The sequence below is a fragment of the Pantoea sp. CFSAN033090 genome, from assembly GCF_001264395.1.
GTDB lineage: Bacteria > Pseudomonadota > Gammaproteobacteria > Enterobacterales > Enterobacteriaceae > Pantoea > Pantoea agglomerans.
Genome location: NZ_LGYX01000031.1, coordinates 151,867 through 173,335, shown reverse-complemented (window position 1 = coordinate 173,335; position 21,469 = coordinate 151,867). Strand labels below are relative to the sequence as shown.

At 58.4% G+C, this 21,469-nt stretch carries 21 protein-coding genes; 14 read left to right on the top strand and 7 right to left on the bottom strand.

Annotated features, from left to right (window positions below):
* Nucleotides 1-34 precede the first annotated feature (34 nt).
* Both AFL22_RS21700 and AFL22_RS21695 read right to left on the bottom strand, forming a co-directional pair.
* Nucleotides 35-1,423: an amidohydrolase family protein gene (locus AFL22_RS21700; protein WP_052272155.1), complete on the bottom strand. Its 1,389-nt coding sequence runs from the start codon at nucleotides 1,421-1,423 to the stop codon at nucleotides 35-37.
* A gap of 90 nt (nucleotides 1,424-1,513) precedes the next feature.
* Nucleotides 1,514-2,374: a LysR family transcriptional regulator gene (locus AFL22_RS21695; RefSeq protein ID WP_010255227.1), complete on the bottom strand. Its 861-nt coding sequence runs from the start codon at nucleotides 2,372-2,374 to the stop codon at nucleotides 1,514-1,516.
* An 87-nt stretch (nucleotides 2,375-2,461) separates the two neighbouring features.
* Between AFL22_RS21695 and AFL22_RS21690 the strand changes: the two genes are divergently transcribed.
* The 6 genes from AFL22_RS21690 to AFL22_RS24690 all read left to right on the top strand — a co-directional run bounded on the left by AFL22_RS21690 (nucleotide 2,462) and on the right by AFL22_RS24690 (nucleotide 8,173).
* The gene (locus AFL22_RS21690; protein ID WP_033771037.1) at nucleotides 2,462-3,631 is read left to right on the top strand and encodes a cyanate transporter; all 1,170 of its coding nucleotides are present in this window, start codon (nucleotides 2,462-2,464) and stop codon (nucleotides 3,629-3,631) included.
* Nucleotides 3,632-3,836: 205 nt separating this feature from the next.
* Nucleotides 3,837-5,492, top strand: a complete 1,656-nt coding sequence (lldP, locus tag AFL22_RS21685; RefSeq protein ID WP_052272154.1) for an L-lactate permease — start codon at nucleotides 3,837-3,839, stop codon at nucleotides 5,490-5,492.
* Nucleotides 5,489-6,262, top strand: a complete 774-nt coding sequence (gene lldR, locus AFL22_RS21680; RefSeq protein ID WP_010255231.1) for a transcriptional regulator LldR — start codon at nucleotides 5,489-5,491, stop codon at nucleotides 6,260-6,262. Before lldP ends, lldR begins: the two co-directional genes overlap by 4 nt.
* Nucleotides 6,262-7,449, top strand: a complete 1,188-nt coding sequence (gene lldD / locus AFL22_RS21675) for an FMN-dependent L-lactate dehydrogenase LldD (protein WP_022625165.1) — start codon at nucleotides 6,262-6,264, stop codon at nucleotides 7,447-7,449. The genes lldR and lldD overlap by 1 nt, the downstream gene beginning before the upstream one ends.
* A 58-nt stretch (nucleotides 7,450-7,507) precedes the next feature.
* On the top strand, nucleotides 7,508-7,936 hold the full coding sequence (locus tag AFL22_RS21670) for an OsmC family protein (RefSeq protein WP_022625164.1): 429 nt from the start codon (nucleotides 7,508-7,510) through the stop codon (nucleotides 7,934-7,936).
* 174 nt (nucleotides 7,937-8,110) lie between these two features.
* Nucleotides 8,111-8,173: a hypothetical protein gene (locus AFL22_RS24690; RefSeq protein WP_277814012.1), complete on the top strand. Its 63-nt coding sequence runs from the start codon at nucleotides 8,111-8,113 to the stop codon at nucleotides 8,171-8,173.
* 107 nt (nucleotides 8,174-8,280) lie between these two features.
* On the opposite strand, the gene AFL22_RS21665 is transcribed toward AFL22_RS24690, so the two are convergent.
* The 3 genes from AFL22_RS21665 to AFL22_RS21660 form a co-directional block, all read right to left on the bottom strand.
* The gene (locus AFL22_RS21665) at nucleotides 8,281-8,511 is read right to left on the bottom strand and encodes a hypothetical protein (protein WP_029519422.1); all 231 of its coding nucleotides are present in this window, start codon (nucleotides 8,509-8,511) and stop codon (nucleotides 8,281-8,283) included.
* A gap of 99 nt (nucleotides 8,512-8,610) precedes the next feature.
* Nucleotides 8,611-8,781, bottom strand: a complete 171-nt coding sequence (locus tag AFL22_RS24330; protein WP_003850083.1) for a hypothetical protein — start codon at nucleotides 8,779-8,781, stop codon at nucleotides 8,611-8,613.
* Nucleotides 8,782-8,953: 172 nt separating this feature from the next.
* A complete protein-coding gene (locus tag AFL22_RS21660) occupies nucleotides 8,954-9,604 on the bottom strand; it encodes a type II CAAX endopeptidase family protein (protein ID WP_010255238.1) in 651 nt (216 codons plus the stop codon).
* A gap of 213 nt (nucleotides 9,605-9,817) precedes the next feature.
* On the opposite strand from AFL22_RS21660, the gene AFL22_RS21655 reads away from it, so the two are divergent.
* The 3 genes from AFL22_RS21655 to AFL22_RS21645 all read left to right on the top strand — a co-directional run bounded on the left by AFL22_RS21655 (nucleotide 9,818) and on the right by AFL22_RS21645 (nucleotide 13,466).
* Nucleotides 9,818-12,421, top strand: a complete 2,604-nt coding sequence (locus AFL22_RS21655; RefSeq protein ID WP_052272153.1) for an EAL domain-containing protein — start codon at nucleotides 9,818-9,820, stop codon at nucleotides 12,419-12,421.
* A 272-nt stretch (nucleotides 12,422-12,693) separates the two neighbouring features.
* The gene (locus tag AFL22_RS21650; protein WP_052272152.1) at nucleotides 12,694-12,990 is read left to right on the top strand and encodes an I78 family peptidase inhibitor; all 297 of its coding nucleotides are present in this window, start codon (nucleotides 12,694-12,696) and stop codon (nucleotides 12,988-12,990) included.
* Between the two features lie 155 nt (nucleotides 12,991-13,145).
* A complete protein-coding gene (locus AFL22_RS21645; protein ID WP_052272151.1) occupies nucleotides 13,146-13,466 on the top strand; it encodes a hypothetical protein in 321 nt (106 codons plus the stop codon).
* Nucleotides 13,467-13,475: 9 nt separating this feature from the next.
* Here the strand turns inward: AFL22_RS21645 and AFL22_RS21640 are convergent, their stop codons facing one another.
* Nucleotides 13,476-13,727, bottom strand: a complete 252-nt coding sequence (locus tag AFL22_RS21640) for a biofilm development regulator YmgB/AriR family protein (RefSeq protein WP_010255246.1) — start codon at nucleotides 13,725-13,727, stop codon at nucleotides 13,476-13,478.
* Nucleotides 13,728-14,161: 434 nt separating this feature from the next.
* Between AFL22_RS21640 and AFL22_RS23675 the strand changes: the two genes are divergently transcribed.
* Nucleotides 14,162-15,436, top strand: coding sequence for a multidrug efflux MFS transporter (locus tag AFL22_RS23675; protein WP_072123986.1), 1,275 nt, complete (start codon nucleotides 14,162-14,164; stop codon nucleotides 15,434-15,436).
* Here the strand turns inward: AFL22_RS23675 and AFL22_RS21630 are convergent.
* Nucleotides 15,318-18,455: a beta-galactosidase gene (locus tag AFL22_RS21630; RefSeq protein WP_052272150.1), complete on the bottom strand. Its 3,138-nt coding sequence runs from the start codon at nucleotides 18,453-18,455 to the stop codon at nucleotides 15,318-15,320. The two genes, AFL22_RS23675 and AFL22_RS21630, sit on opposite strands and share 119 nt — an antisense overlap.
* A 253-nt stretch (nucleotides 18,456-18,708) precedes the next feature.
* Here AFL22_RS21630 and AFL22_RS24325 point away from each other — a divergent pair, with 253 nt between their 5' ends.
* From AFL22_RS24325 to AFL22_RS21615, 4 genes are all read left to right on the top strand, one after another.
* Complete coding sequence (locus AFL22_RS24325) at nucleotides 18,709-18,852, top strand: hypothetical protein (protein ID WP_164480391.1); 144 nt, start codon at nucleotides 18,709-18,711, stop codon at nucleotides 18,850-18,852.
* A 204-nt stretch (nucleotides 18,853-19,056) separates the two neighbouring features.
* Nucleotides 19,057-19,308, top strand: a complete 252-nt coding sequence (gene iraP, locus AFL22_RS21625; protein ID WP_010255252.1) for an anti-adapter protein IraP — start codon at nucleotides 19,057-19,059, stop codon at nucleotides 19,306-19,308.
* A 115-nt stretch (nucleotides 19,309-19,423) separates the two neighbouring features.
* Nucleotides 19,424-19,726 carry a PsiF family protein gene (locus AFL22_RS21620; RefSeq protein ID WP_010255256.1) on the top strand — a complete coding sequence of 101 codons (303 nt, stop codon included), beginning with the start codon at nucleotides 19,424-19,426 and terminating at the stop codon, nucleotides 19,724-19,726.
* A gap of 205 nt (nucleotides 19,727-19,931) precedes the next feature.
* Nucleotides 19,932-21,458, top strand: a complete 1,527-nt coding sequence (locus tag AFL22_RS21615; protein ID WP_052272149.1) for an FAD-dependent oxidoreductase — start codon at nucleotides 19,932-19,934, stop codon at nucleotides 21,456-21,458.
* The last annotated feature ends 11 nt before the right edge of the window (nucleotides 21,459-21,469 follow it).

Genomic DNA, 21,469 nt, shown 5'->3' with positions numbered 1-21,469 from the left:
CGCTCCCGGCGTTTTTGTCCGCAGTCCTGCTGTTTCAGGCCGGGGCCAGCGCAAACACCGGTTTACCGCGCGAGAACGTTGCGACGACCGGCGAAATCCGTGCCACGGCTTCGGCGGAACAGCTCGCCGCTACCAGCATCATGCTCGCTTCATCGCCCGGTACTGGCCACTGGCGGTCACCCTGGGCTGTCAGCGGCAGCCGATCGTCTGTGGCGATCGCCAGCGCCCGCGACAGCGAGAACTCATCCGATCCCCGATAGAGCTGCGCATAAAGGTTCGCTTTTTCCAGCATGCTGCCGGTGCCAAACGGTGACCAGTGATCGATAACGCTGTCGGTGCCGGTCATCACCTTCACGCCCGCTGCCTGTAATTGCGGAATCGGCATGGTCAGCTTGCCGATTGGCAGCGTAGAGGCGACGCTGAACTGCTGCTCCGCCAGCCGTGCGATCATCTTATCCAGCGTACTGCCGGACAGGGTCGCCAGCGCAAAACCGTGGCTCAGCGTCACTTTGCCCTTCAGCGCCGGATTCTTTGCCACGGTGTCAATCATGTACTGAATCGCCGCCACGCCAGCGGGTGAGGTTTCATGCAGATGTATATCCACGCCGCGCTGATAGTCGAGCGCAATCTGGAACATCGCATCCAGTGACTTCTCCATGGCACCATCGACATTGGTGGGGTCCAGGCCGCCGACATACTCAACGCCGTGCTGCATCGCCTCGCGCATCAGCCCATCGACCTGCGAGTGCAGCAGGCCATGCTGTGGAAAGGCCACAATCTCGCAGGGAAAGGCGGGGTGACGGGCTAATGCCGCCTGCAGATGCTCCAGACTTTGCAGGCCGCTGACCGGATCAATATTGCAATGGCTGCGGGCGCGGGTGGTGCCTTTGGCGTGCAGCAGGGCGATCAACCCTTCGGCGCGCGCCTGAGAGTGCGGTAGCAGTTGCGGAATCAGCACCTGTTCACGCGCAATCATGTCCATGATGGTTTTGCCCTGACGGGGACGCGGAGCCTGCCACGGGCCGCCGTAGAAGGTTTTATCAAGGTGGATATGCATATCCTGGGTGGCGGGCAGCAGCAGGGCATTCTGTGCATCCCACGACGGCAGGGTGCTGTCACCCTGACACGCGGGTGTCAGCTGGTCAATTTTACCGTCGCGCACGCTGATGTCGTAACGCCCGGTCCGGGTCGCAACGATCTCATCATCCTCACGGATAAAGCCCTCCTCCAGCCGCACATTGCGCAGCAGATAGTGATCCTGCCGGGGCAGGGCGGCGGGCTGGTCGGGATTGATGGAGGACAAAGGTGATGGCGTGGCGGCACTGGCCTGGCCGAGACCGGCGGCCAGCAAGCCGCCTGCGGCGGTCCAGCGGACGCTCTGCCCAAGGAAATCACGGCGGCTCGGCGAAGAGGAAATAGGCATCAGAGGCTCCTGCAAAGTGAACAAGGTCTTAATCTGACAAACGACGCTCCACCCTGCTGCGTTATTTTCCACTGACGACTATTCGATATCTCACTGCCAGCGCAGCTGGCTGAAGGTTGCCAGGGATTCCGCCAGCTCGCGCTGCAGCGGATCCTGCGGATGACGACAGAACAGCGCCAGTTCGAAGGTATCAATCACCGGCAGACCCTGTTCCGGGCCCAGTACCCGATGTTGCGGCAGGCGGCAGCTGGCGGGCAGTAATGTCAGCCCCAGACCCTGCGCACTGGCGGCGGCCAGCGCGACCAGGCTGGCGCTGCTGTAACTAATGCGCCAGCTACGGCCCAGTGCGTCGAGCGTCTGACACACCTCATCGCGATAGAGCCCCTGCTGGGGAAACAGCACCAGCGGTACCGGCGTCTGCTCAAAGCAGGGCCACTCTGCGCTATCGAGCCACAGCAGGGGTTCAGGACGCGACGCCAGCGGACGCTCGCCAGCGGGCTGTTTAATCAGCATGATGTCGAGCTCTTCACGCTGCCAGGCGCGACGCAGCTCCACCTGCATGCCGCTCATCACGTCCAGCCGAAGTTGCGGATGGTCGCGACTGAAGTGCGCCAGCAAACCGGCCGTGGGCGCGGCGAAATCTTCCGGCACGCCAAGACGCAGCACACCGTCGCGCCACTGGTCACTCAGCACATCGTGCGCTTCCCCATTCAGGGCGATAATCCGCCGGGCGTAGCCTAAAAGTTTCTCGCCCTCTTCGGTGATCTGCACCTGATGCGAAGAACGGTTCAGCAGCTCTTTGCCGACCATCTCCTCCAGCCGTCGCACCTGCTGGCTGACGGTGGACTGCGACAGGTGCACCCGGTCGGCGGCGCGGGTAAAGCTGGCGGTTTCGCACACCGCGACAAAGCTGAGCAGTTGTTGCGGAGTAAACATCGGCTGACGATTCATATTTCCACTACCTGGCAGAGTAATATTTCATTTCCAGATAGTAACGACTGCTGCCAGGCTGGCAACTTTTAACTGTGTGGATCTCAGATGAAGAGAGAGAACAACCTGCTGCTGGCGGCGCTGGTGCTGGCCGGGCTCAATATGCGACCGCTGATGACCTCGGTCAGTCCGTTACTCGGCGAGCTGAGGCAGAGCATCGGTCTGTCGCCGCTGGCGGCCTCGCTGCTGCCTGCGGTGCCGATGATGATGATGGGTGCCATTGCGTTAGTCAGCGCCCCGCTGATGCAGCGCTTTGCGGTACGTAAACTGCTGCTGGGTGGCCTGTTGCTGTTGCTGCTGGCGCTGGTGAGTCGGCTGTTTGTGGCTGACGGAGGCTGGCTGGTACTGAGTACTGTGCCGGGAGGGGCGGGCATTGGCATTGTGCAGATGGCGATGCCGGGATTGATCCGTCAGCGATTTGGCAGCCGCAGTGCCGGCGTGACCGGACTGTGGGCAGCGGCGCTGATGGGCGGCGGCGGGATTGGCGCGGCGATCTCGCCGTGGCTGAATGGGCAGCTTGGCTGGCAGGGCGCGCTGAGCAGCTGGGCGCTGCCGGTGGTGCTGGCCATCCTGCTCTGGCTGTTTATCACCACCCCACGTGCAGCCCGGACGGAGGCCGCCGCTCTGCCTTCGCTGTGGCGTAAAACCCGCGCCTGGACGCTGGCGTTGAGCTTCGGTCTGGTGAACGGCGGATATGCCATCTGTGTCGCCTGGCTGCCCGATTTTTATCATCAACTCGGCTGGAGCGCGCAGGCGGGCGGTTCACTGCTTGGCATGATGATCGGCTGTCAGGTCACGGGTGCGCTGCTGCTGCCCTTGCTGGCGCGGGGCCGCGATCGCCGTCCGCTGCTGCTGCTGACACTGGCGATGCAGTTCAGCGGCATGCTCGGTTTCCTGTTTGCGCCACAACTGGCACCGTGGCTCTGGGCGGGGATTGCGGGCTTCGGGCTGGGCGGGGCATTTCCGCTGGCGCTGGTGCTGGCGCTGGATCATCTGGAGCAGCCGCAGGCTGGCGCGCGGCTGGTGGCTTTTATGCAGGGCGTCGGCTTTATTATCGCGGGCAGCATGCCGTTTATCGCCGGGCAGTTGCATGCGCTCACCGGTCACTTCACCAGCGTCTGGTTATTGCAGGCGGCGGTCACGCTGCTGTTAATCGTGCTAAATCTGCGTTTCCATCCGCGCAGCTATCAGCACGCCTTTCCGGAGGTGAATCGCTGATTTTGGTCCGACCAATACCGGCAATATTTTTCTCTGGTTCACACTCCGGGAAAATTCGCGCATCTTCTGTTGCCATAGGTTAACAATGCGTTAACTATCTGTTGCCATAAGCCCCGACAGAGCGGTTTGGTCTGACCAATCCGGGGCAGATGGCACCAGCGCTGCGGCTGCGTGCCACGTCACCTTTTCCTCTGGAGATACTGGCATGCAGATCTGGCAACAAAACTACGATCCGCTGGGTAATATCTGGCTTTCAAGCCTGATCGCACTGATCCCGATTCTCTTTTTCTTCTTTGCGCTGATTAAGCTGAAGATGAAAGGCTACCTGGCGGCCACCACCACCGTGGTGCTGGCGCTGCTGGTGGCGCTGTTTCTCTATCAGATGCCGGTTGCACAGGCGCTGGCCGCCGTGGTGTATGGCTTTCTCTATGGCTTGTGGCCGATTGCCTGGATTATTGTCGCCGCGGTGTTCGTCTACAAGATCTCAGTCAAAACCGGCCAGTTCGACATTATCCGCGCCTCTATCCTGTCGATTACTCCCGATCAGCGTCTGCAGATGCTGATTGTCGGCTTCTCGTTCGGGGCGTTTCTGGAGGGGGCTGCGGGCTTTGGTGCGCCGGTGGCGATTACCGCCGCGCTGCTGGTGGGACTCGGCTTTAATCCGCTCTACGCCGCCGGGCTCTGCCTGATTGTGAACACCGCGCCGGTGGCCTTTGGCGCGATGGGCATCCCGATTATTGTGGCGGGGCAGGTGACCGGGCTGGACAGTTTTGCCATCGGCCAGATGGCCGGACGCCAGCTGCCGCTGCTGACCCTGATTGTGCTGTTCTGGATTATGGCGATCATGGATGGCTGGCGCGGGGTGAAAGAGACCTGGCCGGCGGTGGTCGTGGCAGGGGGATCGTTTGCCATTGCCCAGTTCCTCAGCTCCAACTTCCTGGGTCCGGAGCTGCCCGATATTATCTCGTCGCTCGCCTCGCTGATTTCGCTGACGCTGTTCCTGCGGGTCTGGAAGCCGGTGCGCATCTTCCGCTTTGCGGATGCAGAGGCGAAACAGGGCGATCCGTTGCTGCCACCGCAGAAGTATCGGCTGGGGCAGGTGATCCGCGCCTGGATGCCGTTCCTGTTTCTTACCGCCACCGTCACGCTCTGGAGTATCCCGCCGTTTAAAGCGCTGTTCGCCAAAGGCGGTGCGCTCTATGAGTGGGTGCTGGCTATGCCGGTGCCGATGCTGAATGAGCTGGTGGCGCGGATGCCGCCCGTGGTCGGCACTGCAACCCCTTATCCGGCCATCTTTAAGCTGGATCTGGTGTCCGCCACCGGCACCGCCATTTTAATTGCGGCGATCATGGCGATGATTTTCCTGCGCATGAAGCCAAAGGCAGCATTGCAGACTTTTGGTGAAACGCTGAAAGAGCTGACGCTGCCGATCTACTCTATCGGGATGGTACTGGCCTTTGCCTTTATCTCGAATTACTCCGGGCTGTCTGCGACGCTGGCACTGGCGCTGGCGCACACCGGCCACGCTTTTACCTTCTTCTCACCGTTCCTGGGCTGGCTGGGCGTCTTCCTGACCGGATCAGACACCTCATCGAATGCGCTATTTGCTGCTTTACAGGCCACGACCGCGCAGCAGATTGGCGTCTCCGATATTCTGCTGGTGGCGGCCAACACCACCGGTGGCGTGACCGGTAAGATGATCTCGCCGCAGTCGATCGCTATCGCCTGTGCGGCGGTCGGGCTGGTGGGTAAAGAGTCCGACCTGTTCCGGTTTACCGTTAAACACAGCCTGATTTTCACCTGTATGGTCGGTGTGATAACCACACTTCAGGCCTACGTCTTCCCCTGGATGATCCCATGAGCAGCAATGCCGATCCGCTGGTGACGCGCCTGCGGGCCTATATCACCGAACATCAGCTCGAGCCGGGCATGCGCCTGCCCGCCGAGCGGCAGCTCTCTGCGGAGCTTGGCGTCTCGCGCTCCTCGCTGCGTGAAGCCATACAACAGTTGATCAGCAACGGCATGCTGATTAGCCGACGCGGCGGCGGCACCTGGATCCGTCAGCAGCTGGCGCCCTGGTCGGAACAGCGCATCGTCGAGCCGATTCGCCAGCTACTGCGCGACGATCCCGACTACCGCTACGACATTCTGGAAGCGCGCCATGCCATCGAGGCCAGCACCGCCTGGCACGCCGCACTGCGCGCCACCGACGCCGACAAAGAGAAGCTGCAGTACGCTTTCGACGCCACCCTGAAGCTGAAAGAGAGTGACGATCCCGATCTCGCCGCCCAGGCGGATGTGCGCTTCCATCTGGCGATTGCCGAGGCGTCGCACAACGTAGTGCTGCTGCAGACCATGCGTGGTTTTTTTGAGCTGCTGCAATCATCGGTAATGCAGAGCCGTCAGCGCATGTATACCCAGCCCGCGATTTTTGCCCGCCTGACTGAACAGCATCAGGCGCTGCTCGATGCGATCCTCACTGGCGATGCCGACGCTGCGCGCCAGGCGGCGATGCAGCATCTGGGATTCGTGCACACCACCATGAAAAGCCTGCATGAAGATGAAGCGCGTCAGGCGCGCATCACCCGCTTACCGGATAACGACACACGCAACCCAAAGGAATCTGACTGATGATTATCTCCGCTGCCAGTGACTATCGCGCGGCCGCGCAACGTATCCTGCCGCCGTTCCTGTTTCACTATCTTGATGGCGGTGCCTATGCCGAGCACACCCTGCGTCGCAACGTAGAGGATCTCTCGGATGTGGCGCTGCGCCAGCGCATTCTGAAAAATATGTCGGAACTGAGTCTTGAAACCAAACTGTTCAATGAAACCCTGTCGATGCCGGTTGCGCTGGCACCGGTCGGCCTGTGCGGCATGTATGCCCGCCGGGGTGAAGTGCAGGCGGCGCGCGCGGCAGACCTGAAAGGCATTCCGTTTACCCTGTCGACGGTCTCGGTCTGCCCGATCGAAGAGGTGGCCCCGCAGATTAAGCGCCCCATGTGGTTCCAGCTCTATGTGCTGCGTGACCGCGGCTTTATGCGCAATGCGCTGGAGCGCGCCAAAGCCGCCGGTTGCTCCACGCTGGTGTTTACCGTGGATATGCCCACGCCGGGCGCGCGCTATCGCGATGCGCACTCCGGGATGAGCGGCAATCATGCGGCGCTGCGTCGTTACTGGCAGGCGGTCACCCATCCACAGTGGGCGCTGGATGTGGGTCTGCAGGGGCGCCCTCACGATCTGGGGAATATCTCCACGTATCTGGGCAAGCCTACCGGGCTGGAAGATTACATCGGCTGGCTGGCGAATAACTTCGATCCCTCTATCTCGTGGCGCGATCTGGAGTGGATCCGCGAATTCTGGGATGGGCCGATGGTGATCAAGGGCATTCTCGATCCGGAAGATGCGCGTGATGCGGTGCGCTTTGGCGCCGATGGCATCGTGGTCTCTAATCACGGCGGACGCCAGCTGGATGGCGTGCTCTCCTCGGCGCGTGCGCTACCGGCCATTGCCGATGCGGTAAAAGGTGACATCGCCATTCTGGCGGACAGTGGCATTCGCAACGGGCTGGATGTGGTGCGGATGATTGCGCTGGGCGCAGACAGCGTGCTGCTGGGACGGGCATTTATCTATGCGCTGGCAACCCACGGTCAGCGCGGCGTAGAAAACCTGCTGACGCTGATTGAAAAAGAGATGCGCGTTGCCATGACCCTCACCGGCGCGAAGTCGATCGGTGAAATTACCCGCGATTCGCTGGTACAGGCGGAAGCGTTACTGGCACCGCAGAGCACACCGCCACGTCCCCGCGCGGTGAGTTGAGCCTGCGAAAATGAATGTATTGTCTATACTTAGCTTCTTTACCAACAGGAGGAACGACATGACCATTCATAAGAAAGGTTCGGCGCATTGGGAAGGCGATATCAAAGGCAAAGGCACCGTCAGCACCGAGAGCGGCGTGCTGAGCCAGCAGCCTTATGGCTTTAACACCCGTTTTGAAGGCGGCAAAGGCACCAACCCGGAAGAACTGATTGGTGCAGCGCATGCAGCCTGTTTCTCTATGGCGCTGTCGCTGATGCTGGGCAACGCAGGTCATCCACCGGAAAGCATTGATACCACGGCCGACGTGTCGCTGGACAAAAAAGGCGATGGCTTTGCCATCACCAAAGTGGCACTGACCAGCACCATCTCTCTGCCAGGCATTGATGAGTCGACCTTCGACGAGATCATCAATAAAGCCAAAGCGGGCTGCCCGGTTTCTCAGGTACTGAACGCGGAAATTACGCTGGATTACACCCTGAACAACTGATGCCGGTAACGGGTCGCCTTTTGGCGGCCCGGGCGTTATGCTATGCCTCACCGGTCCTGTTGCTGACCGGAACAGATGCGCCTTCTGGCGCATCTTCGCTTTCTGACCAGAGGAAACTGAGGTGACGAGATACCGGGCAGCCAAAAAGTACTGGAAGATGGTGCTGGTTCTGTTGTGCATCTGTGGCGCGCTGCTGCTGATTCGCTGGGCTGCCATGATCTGGGCCTGAACAGATGAAGGGGATTGGCCGCCACACGCTGGGCATATTATTAATGGTGATTATTGTGCTGGAAGCGGTTCACTATCTGCTTACTGCCTCATGGCTGCCGTGGCGATAAACGCGCTCAGACAAAGGCATCCTCGCGCCTTTTAGCCCGCACATCGCTGCGCGCAATGCGATAGGCCTTGCGCGGATCGCCCACCACAAACTCAAAGGTTGGCGTGTAGTAAAATGGCAGCCAGCCGCCATAGCTGCTCTCCCACTCCCAACGGACGGGGCAGGGCCACAGAATGCCATCATACAAAAGATAGTAAACCCAGCGTCCACCAGGACGACGGGGGCGTGATGTTTTCATGGGATTCACAACGATAATGGTTAACAACAGCTTATATTTTGTACGCTAAAGCGTCAGCTTGCAACGTTACAGCCCTGCTTTATTGAAGCTGGCCCTGAATTAGCGATGTACTTCACCGCACAGCAGTACCACATTCGGTCTGACTTTATGAATGCGGTTCGCCATCGTTTCACAGTCGACCTTCGTCGGATAGATGCGCTCTGATACCGGCAGCGCCTCGCAGGCATCGTAGCCGCATGCGCTCACTAATAACACAAATCCTATCAACATAGATCCTCTCCTTTACACGGTCTGGTGGTCCGGACTGTGGTGCTTTTTATCCCTTTTTAACATCCAGTATAGACAAACGTGCCGGGGCGGCATTGTCAGTGTGAGCTATGGTCCGCCAGCCAGGGTGTGATGCGGCGGCCTGTAAGGTGTGCCAGAAGGGGCGGGCCTGGCGCTAGCCTGCGAAATACCAGGCGGGCAGCAGCGCAATCAGGTTATTCAGCGTGTGCAGGAAGATGGGCAGCGCCAGACTGTTACTCCGCAGCCGGGCGTAACAGAGCAGTAGCGAAAACAGCGTCAGGGCGATAAGGGTCTGCCAGTGCACATACTGCGTATGCATCACCGCAAACAGCAGTGAGGTCAGCAGCATACAGGCAAAGCGGCTCCGTGGCGCCCACAGCAGAAAGCCCTGCAACAGAAAACCGCGGAACAGCACCTCTTCAAACACCGGCGCCAGCAGCACGGCGGTGAGCAGCAGGATCAGCAGCGAATTACGTCCCTGCTGGGCCTGCATCACCAGCCATCCTTCCGGCTGCATGAACTGCATCTGTGCGGCCATCAGAACAAATAGCGCGCCAGTAAACAGCAGAGTTTGCAGCGTGCAGAGTTCACCCAGCGGCAGGTCTGTACGGCGCTGGCAGTAAAAGCGGTAAAGCGGATAGATAACAGCAAATTCAAACAGGCAGAGCACCGGCACCAGCAGGCCGTCATTACGCAGCACGCTGTAATTAGGGAACAGCGTGATCAGCATGGTAACCAGGTAATAGACCACAAAGCTGCCGACGTAGAACAGCGTCAGTGTCACTCTGTCGGAATTGGTATTCATAGGCGACTCTGCCAGCGAAGGTTAGCGCATAGTAGCAATGCACCAGATCGCTGTCGAGTCAGCCTGTAACACAATATTTAAGCGCAAAATGTTAACCGCAGACTAAACACCCGCGCGCGTGAGCCGATAACTGAGGAAACTAATCTGGTCAGCACTGCATGTTGTATTGCAGGCCCGTCATCTCAAACTCTGACTGTGTAGTGAGCACTCTTAATGACTTCTAACCCTCCGGCGCCACCCTCGCCTCCATTCAGTCATGCCGCTGAAGACCGCACTGTCCGCTTTACGCGGCGCAGCCTGCGCACGCTTTCGCTGCTGCTGTTTGGCGTGCTGGTGCTCTCGATGCTGATGGTGCTGACGATTGCGCAGCGGCAAAACAGCGTATCGGTTGAGCATGACCAGTTGCTGATGCAGCAGGCGTGGAAAAATCGTCAGGAGGCGATGGTCACGGATATCCGGGATTATGCGTTCTGGGGCGAAGCCTGGCGCAATCTCCATGTCAGGGTCAACAAAGTCTGGGCTTATGACGAAGAGAACTTTGGTCCGGGCCTCTACGAAGAGTATCACTATGAGGGCGTATTCGTGGTCGACGGCAACGGTCACACCACGTACAGCGTCATTAATGGGCAGCTGGTGGATACGCCGCTGGAAGCCTGGCTGGGAAAAGAGGCCCCAGCGCTGATTGCGGCGGCACGTCAGCGCAATGACGCGGCGATAACCCGTGATGCGCTGATTAATCATCTGCCCGCCATTGTGGTTGCCGCCCCCATCGGTAGCGGCAAACTGACGAATATGCCGCCGATAGCGGGGCCGGCGTCAGTCATGGTGTTTGTGAATCTTTTCACCCCTGCCAAATTACAGGCGCTGGGCGCCACGCTGGATGTGCGCGAACTGCGCCTGCCCGTCAGTGCAGGGGATGCCCTGCGTGAACCGCGGATGGTGCAACCGTTACCCGGTGGCGATCTGATTGTGCTGCGCTGGACGCCAAAGATGCCTGGCATGGGCCTGGTCTGGTTTCTGTTGCCACTGCTGATGCTCATGGCGATCATCATTGGCATAATCACCCATCGCGTCAGCCGCCATGCGCTCTCTAATGCGATTCTTTCTGACCGGCGCTTTGCCCTGCTGGCGATCAGTCAGCAGGAGCTGGCCAACAGCGAAGCGCGGTTTCGCGATCTCGCTGAGGCAGCGTCAGACTGGATCTGGGAAACGGACGAAGAGGGTCGCCTCATCTACCTGTCAGCGCGCTTTCAAACCGTGACCGGCCACGATATTACACACTGGCTGGGCCGTCACATCGATCACCTGCTGACGCATCCCAGCCATTCGCTGGTCGCCTGGCTGCAGCGTCAGGAGGAGGAGGGGCAACAGATGCCACTGCGCTGTCAGTTTATGTCGGCGCACGGCAACCGCCGTATCGGCCAGCTGGTCGCGAAAACAATCTGGCATGAGGCGCGACGTATCGGGTTTCGCGGCACGGTATCGGACATCACTCAGAGCATGGAAGCCGAGGCGCGCATTCATTTTTTGTCGCGTCACGACGTCTTAACCGGCCTGTCGAACCGCGTGCAACTGCAGGAGTTTCTGACGCTACACCTTGAGCTGCCTGATGGCGCTGCGCCGCTGACGCTGATTACCCTCGATCTCGATCAGTTCAGGCCGATTAATGAAACCTGGGGCCATGCGGCGGGCGATGAGGTGCTGAGCCAGATAGCGCAGCGTCTGAAGCGCTGTATCGGCCCGCAGGAGCTGGTGGCGCGGCTGAGTGGCGATGAGTTTGTGCTGGTATTGCGTGAAACGAACCGTGAGCGGGTCGATCAGCGTTGCGCACAGCTGGTGCACGAGGTTCAGCAGCCCATCAGCACCGGCCAGCATGTTCACTATCTCACCATCAGCATGGGGATTGCCTGTGTACCGCAGGATGCCAGCCATCCGGAAGCGCTGCTGCAAATGGCTGATATCGCGCTGAATGAAGCGCGCGAAGCGGGACGCAATCAGTGGGTCTGGTATGCCAATGAGATGGCCAGTCAGCGTGAGGATAAGCGTGAAATGGCGCGGCGGATTGAGAAAGCGCTGAAGAACAATGAATTTCGCCTGCACTATCAGCCACGTTATCAACTGCTGACGGGTCAGCTGGCGGGTGCCGAGGCGCTGATTCGCTGGCAGATTGCGCCGGATGAGTGGATTACCCCCGATCACTTTATTCCGCTGGCGGAAGAGAGCGGTCTCATCGCCACCATCAGCGACTGGGTGCTGATGCGGGCGTGTGAGGATGCGCTGGGATGGGGGGGCGATCGCTATGTTTCGGTTAATATTTCGCCTATGGAGTTCCGCACCAGCGATTTAGTGCAGCGGGTTGCGGATGTGCTGGCGAAAAGTGGCCTGCCGGCTACGCGGCTGGAGCTGGAGATCACGGAGAACGTGACCTTTGAACATCCGCAGCATGCGCTGGAGGTGATGCAGGGTTTACGGTCACTCGGGGTAAGGTTAACCGTTGATGATTTCGGCACCGGCTATGCGGCCCTGGGCTACCTGAAGACCTTCCCGTTTAATGGGCTGAAGATCGATCGCTCCTGGATGAAAGATTTCCCGGAGTCGCAGCAGGCACAATCGGTGGTCGCGGGGATTATTGCGCTGGCACGCGCCTTTGCCCTGACAATTACGGCTGAGGGGATTGAGACAGAAGCGCAACTGAACCAGCTAAAACAGCTCTCGTGCGAAGAGGGGCAAGGCTACTTCCTCGGTCGACCGATGCCGCTGGCTGCATTCAGTACGCTTCTGGAAAGAACCGCGCAGAACCAGGCTGAACCCGTTTAACGGACTTTAACCGCCACGGCGGTCATCAGCATTGCGCAGACGACAAAAATAATCAGTTCCATCATGACCTCCACAGGGCTAAGACTATTCTTAATATTGTAGTGGTCCGCTGTGCTTTTTTTAGGCAATGAGTGCGATTAATCTTAAAAGATGACCTGTGCTGCGACCCGTTTAATGCTGCTGTAACAACATTACTTTTTAGGGGTTCAGGTCAGCAGGTGCGCTTTGCTACTCTTGGGGCAGGGTTTTACACGTCCAACAGGAGAATAAACGTGAAATTTTATGGAAAAGGGCTGCTGGTAGTGGGGCTGTTTGCATTAACCGCCTGTCAATCTGCCTCTAAGCCCGATACCGCCAGTGTGGCGCAGGATCCCGAAGCTGACCGCTGCGGTGCCTCTCAGTATCAGAATTATGTCGGTAAACCGTTAACCGCGCTGCAGGGTCAGCACTTCGAACAGAAGGTACGCGCCATCCCCTATAATTCTGCCGTCACCATGGACTTCAACCTTAACCGGCTGAACTTCCTGGCTGACAAAAATGGCAATATCAGCTCAGTTTATTGTGGTTAACGGCAAAGATGTCATAGGTTTGTCATAACGGCAGGCGAGGATAGCAGCGCGTTTAAGAAACTTCCTCGTCACACAATAGATAGTGCTCGTCTTGTTTATTCCCGCCCCGGCGGGAATTTTTTTAGCGGCTTCGGGCCGTAACAGGAGCAGAGAAGATGAAACGCATAATCGGGGCACTTCTGCCCGCATTGTTACTCAGCAGCACACTGGCGCAGGCTTCCAGTGAAAAGGCCTGGCAAAAGAGCCGTCAGGTGATGGTGCAGGCCTGCATTAACGCCAGTCATCTGAGCAAAGTAAAGGTGCTGGGCGAGGCGATCGAGTATGACGACAATACGGGCTACAGCGCACTGTTGCTGGAGGGACGCTATCCCCAGCCGCAGATGAAAAATAAGCGTGGACGGGAGCTGTGCCTGTTTCAGCGCAGCAGCGGACGGGCCAGTATCAGCGAAGCGGATAAATTGCGTTGGGTGAAGTAGGTGGTGGGTTTACGCCTCCGGCTGCGTGTCGATTAACTGCGCCAGCAGGGTGCGATAACGCTGCAACTGCGTCTCGTCGCCTTCCACTTCCAGTTTATCGATAACCCGCGCAATAAGGGCTTTATTGGTCGCGGGTTCTCCCGCTTCCATTATTTCACGCAGAATCACCGCCAGCAGATCGGACTCAGGCGGTATTCGCCAGTCCGGGCTGTTAAAATAGTCGCTGATAGCACGGCTGGCGCTGTCAGGTTGTACTCTCATTACCCACCTCCGCTAAAACAAGACTCCCTCCCTTACGCCTGAGCATAAGGGCGTTTAACCATGAAATAAGCTGGTTCGCCTCAGCGTAGCCGGACGGTCTGCACCGTTTTTTGCGGAGGATGTCGCGCCGATTAAAAAGATTGCCACACCGCCGCGGCTGGCGGTTTTTTAAACATAGAAGCGGGGGGAAGAGTTGTCAGTAACAGAATGACATATTTTTCTATATTGACGGGGCGGGTCAGGGAAAATTGCGTCCGGCCAGACCATCGCCCGCGTGCTTCGCGCTAAAAACCCGGCGGGCTGGAAAATTTGCGCCGGTGATTGCGCTGAATCAAAGAGGAATCCGGTCTTTTGCCATTTGTGCCATGTTTTGTCGGTCACGCTGAGAATAGCCGCGTTAGACTGAGCATTCCCTCTCTTTAAAATATCTGCTCATGCCACGCACTATAGAACCCTGGAAGATAAACCTGATCTCGGTCTGGTTTGGCTGCTTTTTTACCGGCCTGGCCATCAGTCAGATCATCCCGTTTCTGCCGCTCTACCTTGAGCAGCTTGGCGTAACCGGTGGCGAATCACTGAGCCTCTGGTCGGGTCTTACCTTCAGTATCACCTTTGTGGTTTCGGCGGCCGTAGCCCCGCTGTGGGGCAGTCTTGCCGATCGCAAAGGCCGTAAGCTAATGCTGCTGCGCGCCGCTTTTGGCATGGGCGTGGTAATTCTGCTACAGGCTTTTGTCACCGAAGCCTGGCAGTTGCTGCTGCTGCGTGCCCTGATGGGGCTGACCTCCGGATATATTCCCAACGCCATGGCGCTGGTGGCCGCTCAGGTGCCGCGTGAACGCAGCGGCTGGGCGCTGAGCTGTGTCTCAACCGGTCAGATTGGCGGGGTGATTCTGGGACCGATACTGGGCGGGCTGCTGGCAGACTGGGTCGGTTTGCGTACGGTGTTTATTGTCACCGCAGCGCTGCTGATGGTCAGCTTTCTGGTGACGCTGTTCCTGATCAAGGAGACCGGTTACACCCCGGTGAGTAAAAAGGAGAAGCTCAGCGGACGCGAGGTTTTCCGCTCGCTGGATAATCCAAAACTGATGCTCTGCCTCTTTTTCACCACCATGGTGATCCAGATGTGCAACGGATCGGTGAACCCGATCCTGACGCTCTTTGTGCGGGAACTGGCACCCACCGCTGAGAATATCGCTTTTCTTAGCGGAGTCATCGCCGCGCTGCCTGGCGTCTCTGCACTGCTGGCCGCGCCTCGTCTGGGACGACTCGGCGATCGCATCGGTACGCAGCGTATCCTGCTGGCAACGATGGTTATCTCGCTGCTGCTGTTTATCGCCATGTCGTTTGTCACCAGCACGACACAGCTGGGGGTATTACGTTTTCTGCTGGGCTTTGCCGATGGCGCGATGATGCCCGCGGTGCAGACGCTGCTGGTGCGTCACTCGCGTGACAACATCACCGGCCGGATCTTCGGCTATAACCAGTCCTTTATGTATCTCGGCAATGTCGCGGGTCCGCTGCTGGGCGCCGCGGTGTCGGCGGTGGCCGGTTTCCGCTGGGTCTTTTTTGCCACCGCCGTGGTCGTGCTGATTAACGTGCTGTTTCTGAAGCGCTTTTACCGGCGTCCGAAGACAGATCTGCCCGCGTCGGCTGGCAAATCGTCAGTTCAGCCTGCCAGCGCTGCTGAGTCAGTAAAAACTCAGGACTGACGCTGGGGCTCCAGGAGTCATCGCCGCCGACACCCATGTGGCAGGCATCCAGATGCAGCCAGCAGCCCGCTTCCGGACGCAGATGGTGGCGGTGTGATGCCTCCCGCAACTGCTCCAGGCTAAAACGGCTCAGTGAGAAAGCGAAATCGCCGCTGACCTGCCAGCTGCCGCTGTCGAGCTGACGGGTGCCGCAGCGCAGACCGTTCTCACCCGGGAAAACATAAGGCGTTGAGAGCTGATCCAGCGGCAGCTCCCAGCGGGAAAACTGCGCGGCCAGCTGGCGATCGGGATAGTTTTCATGCGGACCCAGGCCGAGCCAGCTCACCTGTTGTGGTATCTGCGTCAGCTCACAGCGTAATCCGATGCGCGCGGGCGGCGGCAATCCACGCGACTGCTCAACGGAAAGCTGCAACTGCAACTCACCCTGCGCATTGATCAGATAACGTTTACGGCTGATAAAGGCGATCTGGCCATGGGCGAGCCAGCTGTGCAGCGTCTCAATCTGCACCGCCTGTGGCAACGCATTCGCCGTCATCGACACCAGCTGGCTGCTCATCTGGTCATAACCCGCTGCTTTCCAGCGCTCGACCCAGGCATTGGGATCAACCCGTTCCGCTTCGCTGGTGCCGATGTCATTGTCGAGCGGGGCGCGAATAAAGCAGTCCTGAAGCGGTGAAAGCAGTGTGGGCTGTTCATCCACAAACCACTGCGTCAGTTCGCCGCTGTGGCGTGAAAAATGCCAGCGTTGCTGCTGATGGGTGATGACAATCTCACGGGTATCATCGTGCAGGCCCGGTGCGTGGCCGCTCTCCGGCTTTGATGGCAGCGCCAGCGATGAGGGCAGCGCCCATTGGTGCCAGGCGACACGCCAGCCAGCGGTGCTCCATTGGGTCGGTTGAATCTGATGAACCGCGACGTTCAGCCAGCATTCGCCCTGTAATGCTGGCGGTGACGGCAGCGTGATCCGCTGCTGGCCCTGTGGAACGATATCCAGCGGCACTTCTCCTTCCGTTACTACACGACCCGCCTGTTCGATGCGCCAGCGCAGCACTTCGTTGTCACTGTGGCGGAACAAATAGTCGCTGCTGACCGTAAAGCTCAGCGGATCGCCGGGATCGACGTCAAACTGCCAGAACTGCTGGGCGCACTGCGCCTCATAAAGCGCCGGATGCGGCGTGCGATCGGCAAATACCAGCCCGTTCATACAGAACTGACGATCGTTGGGTTTATCGCCAAAATCGCCGCCGTAGGCCTGCCAGGGTTCGCCCTGATCGTCATAGCGGGTCAGGCTCTGATCAACCCAGTCCCAGACGAAGCCGCCCTGCAGACGCGGAAACTGGCGGAAGGCCTGCCAGTACTTAGCAAAACCGCCAAAGCTGTTGCCCATGGCATGCGCGTACTCACACAGGATCAGCGGACGCGTCTCACCCGGCAGACCGATCCACTTTTTCAGCGACCATTTCGGCACCGCCGGGAAGGGCTGATCTTCATCAACCCTGGCATACATCGGGCAGATGATATCGGTAGCAGCGGTATCCGCACCGCCGCCTTCATACTGAACCGGACGGGTTGGATCGCTGCTTTTTACCCAGCGGTAGAGCGCATCGTGTGTGGCACCATGTCCTGACTCATTGCCCAGCGACCAGATAATAATGCTGCAGTGATTACGATCGCGCTGCACCATGCGCGTCACGCGTTCGCTATAGGCGGCAAACCAGCGGGGATCATCGGAGAGCCGGTTCATCGGCTGCATGCCGTGGGTTTCGATATTGGCCTCATCCACCACATAAAGCCCATACTGATCGCACAACCGGTACCAGAGCGGATGATTAGGATAGTGTGAACAGCGCACCGCATTAAAATTGTGCTGCTTCATCAGCTCGATGTCGCGGCGCATCGTCGCCTCATCCACCACCTGACCGCGCTCCGGATGATGTTCATGACGGTTGGTGCCGCGGATCAGCAGCGGCTTGCCGTTCAGACAGAGCAGTCCGTTGTCGATGGTGACCTGACGGAAGCCGACATCATAGGCTTCCACCTCGATCAGCTGCTGATTCTCATCCAGCAGCGCCAGCGTGGCGCGATAGAGGTGGGGTGTTTCGGCACTCCACAGCGCAGGCTGTTCCACCGGCAGGCTGAGCAGGGCGCGTTCGGGATAGTGACCCCGCTCGTCAATAATGGCACTGCCCAGCGGCTGCTGACATTGAGCAATCTGCTGGTCACCCTGCCACAGCGTCAGGCGCAGCTGATAGCGCGAGCTGACGTCAGCTGGCAGAGCAACACGGACCCGGGCACGCAATTCGGCACGGTAAAACTCCGGGCTGAGCCGGGTTTCCAGCTGAACATCGGCCAGATGCACCTGCGGTTTATGCAATAACGTGACGTCACGGAAAATACCGCTCATTCGCCACATATCCTGATCTTCCAGATAACTGCCGTCGCTCCAGCGCAGCACCATTACTGCCAGCCGGTTTTTGCCCGGCCGCAGATAAGGCGTCAGGTCGAATTCAGCGGGCAGACGACTGTCCTGAGAGTAGCCAATCCAGTGTCCGTTGCACCACAGGTGAAAGGCCGAGTTTACGCCGTCAAAAATGATGCGTGTCTGCCCATTATCCAGCCAGGCTGCGTCAGTGCTGAATGTGAGCGAGTAACATCCGGTTGGATTCTCTGTGGGTACCAGCGGAGGATTGACCGGAATCGGATACTGCACGTTGGTATAAATGGGGGCATCGAAGCCGTGCATCTGCCAGTTGGCCGGAACCGGAAGGGTCGTAGTGTCCGGCAGATCCTGCAGTAACCAGCTGGCCGGGACCGCTTCAGGCTGCGTAAAATAACGGAAACCCCACTCTCCGTTGAGGCTCTGCAGTGACGCCGAGGGGCTGTCATCCCGCGCGGCTGCTTCATCTCGCCAACTGGCGAATGGCGGGTGCGCATCCAGCCGATGCAGCGAGGTCACGACCGGATTTTCCCAGTCGCGCCGGGAGAGGATGTCACTGAAAGCAGCCTGAGAGAGAGTCATGTTTATATCCTGTAAATGTAATGCGCTCACAATGCGCAAAATTACGCCGCCTGTAAAGTGTTCACCCTCCCGATTTGCACAAATAATTTGTGCTGTAATCCAGCCGGGATGTTGAGATTGTGCCGCCTTAATGGTGGTAAATCGTTAAGCCTGGTCAGCAAAGATGAATAGTCGCCGGATGCGGAAGAATCTCACTTGTCGCCATGCAGGTGGCTCCATACACTCAGCCCGATTTCATCACCCTGAGGTAGATATGGTACGAATCTTTAAGCTGGCTGCCGTTGTGGCATTGGTTACTGCATTAAGCGGATGTATTTTCCCGCCTCCAGGCGGCGGTGGCGGTGGCTGGGGCGGACACGGCGGCGGACCAGGCCGCGGATTTGTCGATCCTCGCTAAGCAAAAGACCGATTTCGGGCGGGCGAAACGTTTGACCATAGCGTTGATTGCAGGGAAAACGTTTCGCTCGCAAGGTTAGCCGGAATCGTCTGAGCAGACGGTGAGGAATGCGGGCTAACTCACTGAAAAAAGTAGCGGTTACCCTCTGTTTTTTTAGCCAGCGTGGTGATAATTTCAGCTTTTCTCCACCGCTGAGATAACAGCATGAAAAACCTGATTGCTGAATTGCTGGTAAAGCTGGCTGAAAAAGAGGCGACAGCCAAAGAGCAGATGGCGCAAATCGAAGCGCTGGAGATTGTTGTTACCGCGCTGGTTCGCAAGCTGGAGCCGCAACAACATCTGGCTATAACCACCAGTATTGAGACCGCAATAGACAATGTGGCCGATGCCGGAGATGAAAATGCGCAACTGCTGCGCAATTACATCGAAAAGTTACTCCGCCATCCTCGTCAGTAACAATCCCAGTGCCAGACTGGAATGGGATCTTCACATCACTTTGACCTGAAACATTTTCCGCTTTGCTTATTCGCTGCCAGAATAACAAAGGACAATCCACTGTGGAGATAACAAGATGAAAGTCGGTTTAATGGCGATGATGATGGCGGGCCTGCTGGTCAGTGGACTGGCCGGTGCGGCGGAAAAGACCCCGCAGCAGGAGAAGATGACGATGTGTAACCAGCATGCTAAATCACAGGATCTTAAAGGGGATGCGCGCAAAACCTTTATGAGTGAATGCCTGAAAAAGGACAGCAAGCTGTCGCAGATGTCACCGCAGCAGATGAAAATGAAAAGCTGTAACGGCGAAGCTGGTGATAAAAAACTGGCGGGCGATGCGCGTAAAACCTTTATGAGCCAGTGCCTGAAAAAAAGCTGATTATCCCCCCGGCCACGCAGGTGGCCGCTTCTCCTTCCCGCGCAATGCTGATTAAATTCAATTATATAACAGCATGTTAACCTTCTGATAAGCATTCATCGCCAGGCTTCCCGGTTCTTTTGCCACACTTACTGTTTGTGGGGATTTGCGCAGCACTCTGTTTTGCCGCGCAGCACAAGACAAGAACCGTTAAAGGAGCCATGTCGTGAACTATCAATTTACCGTCGACCTGAACGATCTGCCCCAGCGCCAGCCGGTTAAAAAAACGCTCGGCGAGGTGGAAGTGTTGCTGATCCGCGAAGGCGACAATGTACGTGCTTATCAGGCGAAATGCCCGCACGCAGGCGCGCCGCTGGAGCAGGGCGCGATTTGTGGCGATCGGCTGGTCTGTCCGTGGCACAAAGCCGCGTTTAATCTGGCCAGTGGAAAAATGTGTGAACCGCTGGCGTTAGCCGATCTCAAACAGTATCCGCTGCGCATTGAAGAGGGCCGGGTGCTGGTGAATCCGAAAGCGATGTCGCCCGCGGCGCCGATTGGCAGTGGGGCAGCCGCACCGGTCTATGTGGTGCTCGGTGGTGGGGCAGCGGGCAGCGCGGCGCTGTGGCGTCTGCGCCATGAAGGCTTCAAAGGCCGTGTGATTCTGGTTGAGCGGGAAGCGGATGCGCCTTACGACCGCACCGCGCTGACCAAATTTGTGCCGTCGGGCAAAATGGATATCAGCGAGGTGCCGCAGCTGCTGAAAGCGGATGTGATGGACCACGTTGAACGGCTTCAGGCTACCGTGAGCCGCCTGGATGCCCAGCAGCAACGGCTGATCTTTGAGGATGGCGAGACGCTTGCCTTCGACAAACTGCTGATCGCCAGCGGCGCGACGCCAGTCCGCCCCGATTTGCCGGGCAGCGATCTTGATGGGGTCCATCTGCTGCGCAGCAAAGCGCAGACCGATGAGCTGCTTCAGGCGGTGGATGCCAGCCATAAAATCGTGATTATCGGCAACAGTTTTATCGGCACCGAACTGGCGTCGGCGCTGCGTAATCGTGACATTGACGTGACGGTAATCGCCCGACAGGCGTTGCCCTTTGCTAAACAGTTTGGCGATCAGATTGGCCGCTATTTCTATCAGCTGCATGAGCAGAACGGCGTGAAGTGGGTGCAGGGCGAGATCGAAGCCTTACAGGGCGACCAGCGGGTGAGTGGCGTGCAGCTCAAGGGCGGACGGTTGCTGGACGCGACGGTGGTGCTGTTTGCCACCGGGGTTAAACCGGCTACCGACTTTATCCACGATCTCCCGCTGGCAGAGGATGGCAGCCTGCAGGCGGATGAGCAGTTGCGGGTCGCTGACAATATCTGGGTGGCGGGAGATATCGCCACGTATCCGTCGGCACAGGGGCCGCTGCGCATTGAGCACTATCGCGTCGCGCATCAGCAGGGACAAACCGCCGCATGGAATATGCTGGACCAGACCGTCGCGTTTGATCGTGTGCCGTTCTTCTGGACTACGCAGTATGGCACCCGTTATGAGTATCTGGGCCATGCCAAAGAATGGGATTCATTCCAGCTGATTGGCTCGCTGGAGGATAAAAAGTTTATGGCGTTTTATGGCCAGCAGGGGAGGCTGGCGGCAATCTGCTCATGCGGCATGTATACGCTGACCGCTGAGCTGGTGGAGCGGATGCAGCAGCCGATGACGTTTGCCGACGCGGTGGCGCTCTGTCAGGAACAGATCCGTTAATATCTGTTAAG

Excerpts from the sequence above, each read along its gene's own strand:
- AFL22_RS21690 (WP_033771037.1), top strand. The coding sequence starts at position 2,462 with ATGAAGAGAGAGAACAACCTGCTGCTGGCGGCGCTGGTGCTGGCCGGG.
- AFL22_RS21655 (WP_052272153.1), top strand. The coding sequence starts at position 9,818 with ATGACTTCTAACCCTCCGGCGCCACCCTCGCCTCCATTCAGTCATGCC.
- AFL22_RS23675 (WP_072123986.1), top strand. The coding sequence starts at position 14,162 with ATGCCACGCACTATAGAACCCTGGAAGATAAACCTGATCTCGGTCTGG.
- AFL22_RS21630 (WP_052272150.1), bottom strand. The coding sequence starts at position 18,455 with ATGACTCTCTCTCAGGCTGCTTTCAGTGACATCCTCTCCCGGCGCGAC.
- AFL22_RS21695 (WP_010255227.1), bottom strand. The coding sequence starts at position 2,374 with ATGAATCGTCAGCCGATGTTTACTCCGCAACAACTGCTCAGCTTTGTC.
- lldR (WP_010255231.1), top strand. The coding sequence starts at position 5,489 with ATGAGCAGCAATGCCGATCCGCTGGTGACGCGCCTGCGGGCCTATATC.
- AFL22_RS24325 (WP_164480391.1), top strand. The coding sequence starts at position 18,709 with ATGGTACGAATCTTTAAGCTGGCTGCCGTTGTGGCATTGGTTACTGCA.
- AFL22_RS21700 (WP_052272155.1), bottom strand. The coding sequence starts at position 1,423 with ATGCCTATTTCCTCTTCGCCGAGCCGCCGTGATTTCCTTGGGCAGAGC.
- AFL22_RS21640 (WP_010255246.1), bottom strand. The coding sequence starts at position 13,727 with ATGAGAGTACAACCTGACAGCGCCAGCCGTGCTATCAGCGACTATTTT.
- AFL22_RS21620 (WP_010255256.1), top strand. The coding sequence starts at position 19,424 with ATGAAAGTCGGTTTAATGGCGATGATGATGGCGGGCCTGCTGGTCAGT.
- AFL22_RS21645 (WP_052272151.1), top strand. The coding sequence starts at position 13,146 with ATGAAACGCATAATCGGGGCACTTCTGCCCGCATTGTTACTCAGCAGC.
- lldP (WP_052272154.1), top strand. The coding sequence starts at position 3,837 with ATGCAGATCTGGCAACAAAACTACGATCCGCTGGGTAATATCTGGCTT.
- lldD (WP_022625165.1), top strand. The coding sequence starts at position 6,262 with ATGATTATCTCCGCTGCCAGTGACTATCGCGCGGCCGCGCAACGTATC.
- AFL22_RS21665 (WP_029519422.1), bottom strand. The coding sequence starts at position 8,511 with ATGAAAACATCACGCCCCCGTCGTCCTGGTGGACGCTGGGTTTACTAT.
- AFL22_RS24330 (WP_003850083.1), bottom strand. The coding sequence starts at position 8,781 with ATGTTGATAGGATTTGTGTTATTAGTGAGCGCATGCGGCTACGATGCC.
- iraP (WP_010255252.1), top strand. The coding sequence starts at position 19,057 with ATGAAAAACCTGATTGCTGAATTGCTGGTAAAGCTGGCTGAAAAAGAG.
- AFL22_RS21670 (WP_022625164.1), top strand. The coding sequence starts at position 7,508 with ATGACCATTCATAAGAAAGGTTCGGCGCATTGGGAAGGCGATATCAAA.
- AFL22_RS21660 (WP_010255238.1), bottom strand. The coding sequence starts at position 9,604 with ATGAATACCAATTCCGACAGAGTGACACTGACGCTGTTCTACGTCGGC.